The organism is Cellulosimicrobium cellulans, from assembly GCF_006539945.1.
Taxonomy (GTDB): Bacteria; Actinomycetota; Actinomycetes; order Actinomycetales; family Cellulomonadaceae; genus Cellulosimicrobium; species Cellulosimicrobium cellulans.
Genome location: NZ_BJNZ01000048.1, coordinates 1 through 4,069 on the forward strand (window position 1 = coordinate 1; position 4,069 = coordinate 4,069).

At 72.3% G+C, this 4,069-nt stretch carries 5 protein-coding genes; 2 read left to right on the top strand and 3 right to left on the bottom strand.

Annotated elements, in window-relative coordinates; translation table 11 throughout:
- The 3 genes from CCE02nite_RS20820 to CCE02nite_RS20160 all read right to left on the bottom strand — a co-directional run.
- Positions 1-613 (bottom strand): PH domain-containing protein (locus CCE02nite_RS20820; RefSeq protein ID WP_218027178.1); only part of this gene is annotated, 613 nt, incomplete at its 3' end.
- Positions 614-615: 2 nt separating this feature from the next.
- On the bottom strand, positions 616-783 hold the full coding sequence (locus CCE02nite_RS20615) for a hypothetical protein (RefSeq protein WP_170227394.1): 168 nt from the start codon (positions 781-783) through the stop codon (positions 616-618).
- A 178-nt stretch (positions 784-961) separates the two neighbouring features.
- Complete coding sequence (locus CCE02nite_RS20160) at positions 962-1,681, bottom strand: IclR family transcriptional regulator (RefSeq protein ID WP_024840729.1); 720 nt, start codon at positions 1,679-1,681, stop codon at positions 962-964.
- Positions 1,682-1,842: 161 nt separating this feature from the next.
- Between CCE02nite_RS20160 and leuC the strand changes: the two genes are divergently transcribed.
- Both leuC and leuD read left to right on the top strand, forming a co-directional pair.
- The gene (gene leuC / locus CCE02nite_RS20165; protein ID WP_141391367.1) at positions 1,843-3,324 is read left to right on the top strand and encodes a 3-isopropylmalate dehydratase large subunit; all 1,482 of its coding nucleotides are present in this window, start codon (positions 1,843-1,845) and stop codon (positions 3,322-3,324) included.
- A gap of 56 nt (positions 3,325-3,380) precedes the next feature.
- Positions 3,381-4,019: a 3-isopropylmalate dehydratase small subunit gene (gene leuD, locus CCE02nite_RS20170; RefSeq protein ID WP_141391365.1), complete on the top strand. Its 639-nt coding sequence runs from the start codon at positions 3,381-3,383 to the stop codon at positions 4,017-4,019.
- The last annotated feature ends 50 nt before the right edge of the window (positions 4,020-4,069 follow it).

The following is a 4,069-nucleotide window of genomic DNA, read 5'->3' on the forward strand; positions in this document are numbered from 1 at the left end:
CGGCCGGCTGGGGAGGGCGCGGGCCCGGCGGCGGGACCGTCGCGGGTGCGGCGCCCTGGGGACCGGCCAGTGCCGGGCCGGGCCCGCTCGCCGGTGCCGCGCCGGGGCGGCTGCCCGGCGTGAAGAGCGTGTCGCACAGGAGCCGGTAGGTCGCGTCGGGGTGGGAGACCCAGTCGATCTGGCGCAGCGCCTGGTCCTGCCCGGCGGACTCGAGGAGGAACTGCCCGTAGCCGAACACGCGTCCGACGGGCGACCGCCCGTAGTTCATGTCCGTGACCTTGGTGAGCGGCATCATCGCGACCTTGTGCGTGATGAGGCCGTAGAGCAGGAGGAGGCGCTTGTCGGTGGCGACGAACCACTCGTTGCGCCACTCGAAGACCTTCCACACCAGGCGCCCGGCGAGGATCAGCCACAGCCACCACAGGAACAGCACGCCGTCCCCGACGGCGGGGCCGGCCTGCACGACGAGCCAGGCGACGACGAACGCCCCCGCGACGGCGGTCACGACGGGCTCGAGCAGCATCCCCCAGTGGTGGCGCGTGGCCACCACGACCCGCTCGCCGCTCAGCACGTAGCGGTCGAGGATCTTGCTGCGGGGACGGCCGCGGGCCACGGTCAGTCCAGGAGCGAGTTGAAGAACTGCCCGATGGAGCTGAAGGCGCCGACGATGACGTCCCAGACGCCCTCGACGATGTCGGCGGCGCGGTCGGGGCTCCTGATGACCGCGTAGACGGCGAAGATCACGAGCACCCAGATCAGGGTCATCTTCACCTTCGGATGCATCGGGACTCCTCGTGTCTCGGGTTCGGACGGTCAGGCGCCCCCCTGCCGCCACCGAGCCGTCCGGCGCCGGGGCACGCACAGCATGGCAGCAACCGGTGACATTTTGACAGGGCACGTCCCGTTTGCGGCCCGCGGCACGCCGACCGACGCCGACCGACCCCGACCCGGCGCCGTCCCGCTACTCGCCGGCGCGGCGCAGCACCTCGGTGAGGCGGTTCGCGGCGGCCACGACCGAGCCGGAGTGCAGGCGGCCGGGCTGGCGGCTCAGGCGCTCGACCGGGCCGGAGATCGAGACCGCGGCGACGACGCGGCCGGAAGGCCCGCGGACCGGTGCGGACACCGAGGCGACGCCGAGCTCGCGCTCGGAGACGGACTGGGCCCAGCCGCGGCGTCGGACACCCGAGAGGATCGTGGCCGTGAAGACGGCCTCGCGCAGGCCGCGGTGGAGGCGGTCGGGCTCCTCCCACGCGAGCAGGATCTGCGCTGCGGAGCCCGCGTTCATCGTGAGCGTCGCGCCGACCGGGATCGAGTCGCGCAGCCCCACCGGGCGCTCGGCGGCAGCGACGCAGATGCGGTGGTCGCCCTGGCGGCGGTAGAGCTGCGCGCTCTCGCCCGTGTGGTCGCGCAGCGCGGTGAGCACGGGGTTCGCGGCGGCGAGCAGGCGGTCCTCGCCGGCGGCCGTGGCGAGCTCGTTGAGCCGCGGGCCGAGGACGAAACGGCCCTGCATGTCACGGGCGACCATACGGTGGTGCTCGAGCGCGACCGCGAGGCGGTGCGCCGTCGGGCGGGCCAGGCCCGTGGCCGTGACGAGCTGGGCGAGGGTGGCCGGTCCGGACTCCAGGGCGCCCAGGACGGAGGCCGCCTTGTCCAGCACTCCGACTCCGCTAGTATTGTCCATAGGTCGATATTGACGTCTCACGCAATGAGATGCAAGTCCGGCACGGATGTTCCACCCGCTGGACGTTCTCCCCGGCAGGCCGCCGGACGGCGGACGATCGACCCAGGCGGTCCTCCATACCCCCCAGGAGCACCGTGACAGACGACGAGGAGATGAGCTACATGGCCGGCACGCTGGCGGAGAAGGTCTGGGACGCGCACCTGGTGCGACGAGGCACCGACGGGTCGCCCGACCTCCTCTACATCGACCTCCACCTCGTGCACGAGGTCACCAGCCCCCAGGCGTTCGAGGGGCTGCGTCTCGCGGGCCGCCAGGTCCGTCGGCCCGACCTCACGATCGCGACCGAGGACCACAACACCCCGACGCTCGACATCGACCTGCCGATCGCGGACCTCACGAGCCGCACGCAGATCGACACGCTGCGCAACAACGCGCGCGAGTTCGGCGTCCGCATCCACTCGCTCGGCGACGCGGACCAGGGCATCGTGCACCAGGTCGGGCCGCAGCTGGGGCTCACCATGCCGGGCCTGACGGTCGTGTGCGGCGACTCGCACACCTCGACCCACGGCGCGTTCGGCGCGCTCGCGTTCGGCATCGGCACGTCCGAGGTCGAGCACGTCATGGCGACCCAGACGCTCCCGCTCGCGCCCTTCAAGACGATGGCGATCAACGTCGACGGCGAGCTGCCCCCGGGCGCGACGAGCAAGGACATCATCCTCGCGATCATCGCCAAGATCGGCACGGGCGGCGGCCAGGGCTACGTCCTGGAGTACCGCGGCGAGGCGATCCGCAACCTCTCCATGGAGGCGCGGATGACGATCTGCAACATGTCGATCGAGGCGGGCGCCCGCGCCGGCATGATCGCCCCGGACGACACGACGTTCGAGTACCTCAAGGGCCGCCCGCACGCGCCCGAGGGCGCCGACTGGGACGCGGCCGTCGAGTACTGGCGCACGCTGCGCTCCGACGACGACGCCGTCTTCGACACCGAGGTCACGCTCCGCGCGTCCGACCTCGAGCCCTTCGTCACCTGGGGCACCAACCCGGGCCAGGGCCTGCCGATCTCCGCGACCGTGCCCGTCCCCGAGGAGATCGCGGACGAGAACGAGCGCGTCGCCGCCGAGCGCGCGATCGAGTACATGGGCCTCACGCCCGGCCAGCCCCTGCGCGAGGTGTCCGTGGACACCGTGTTCATCGGGTCGTGCACCAACGGCCGCATCGAGGACCTCCGCTCGGTCGCCAAGGTCGTGCAGGGCAAGCAGAAGGCCGACGGCGTGCGCGTCCTCGTGGTCCCGGCCTCCGCGCGCGTGCGCCTCCAGGCCGAGGCCGAGGGCCTCGACAAGATCTTCCTCGACTTCGGCGCCGAGTGGCGCAACGCGGGCTGCTCGATGTGCCTCGGCATGAACCCCGACCAGCTCCAGCCGGGCGAGCGGGCCGCGTCGACGTCGAACCGCAACTTCGAGGGCCGCCAGGGCAAGGGCGGGCGCACGCACCTCGTGTCACCGCTCGTCGCCGCCGCGACCGCGCTCCGCGGGACGCTCTCCTCGCTGAGCGACCTCGACCTGCCCGAGGGCACCGACATCACGTCCTTCGACGGCACGCCGCTCGCGCCGCTCGACCCGCGCGTCCTCGTGCAGGTCTGAGCCCGCCGCACCGCGCCGCCCACCCGTCGCCCCGAAGACTCGAAGAGGTTCCTGCCATGGAGAAGTTCACGACCCACACCGGCGTCGGCGTCCCGCTGCGCCGCAGCAACGTCGACACCGACCAGATCATCCCCGCCGTCTACCTCAAGCGCGTGACGCGCACGGGGTTCGAGGACGCGCTGTTCGCCGCCTGGCGCGGTGACCCCACGTTCGTCCTCAACCAGGACGCCTACCGCGCGGGGTCCGTCCTCGTCGCCGGCCCCGACTTCGGCACCGGCTCGTCGCGCGAGCACGCCGTGTGGGCGCTCAAGGACTACGGCTTCCGCGTCGTCCTCGCGTCGCGCTTCGCCGACATCTTCCGCGGCAACTCCGGCAAGCAGGGCCTCGTCGCCGGGATCGTCGCGCAGGAGGACATCGAGCTCCTCTGGAAGATCCTCGAGACCAACCCGGGCACCGAGGTGACCGTGGACCTGGTCAACCGCACCGCGTCCGCGCAGGACGTGACCGTGCCGTTCCAGATCGACGACTACACGCGCTGGCGCCTCATGGAGGGCCTCGACGACATCGGCCTGACCCTCCAGCACGAGGACGAGATCTCCGCGTTCGAGGCGACGCGCGCGTCGTGGCGCCCCAAGACGCTGCCGGCGAAGACGCTGCCCAAGGTCGAGATCGAGGCGGCGCGCCCGGTCGGCTGACGGAGCTCGCCGCCGGGAGGCGGGCGCGCGGAACCGACACGTCGGTTCCG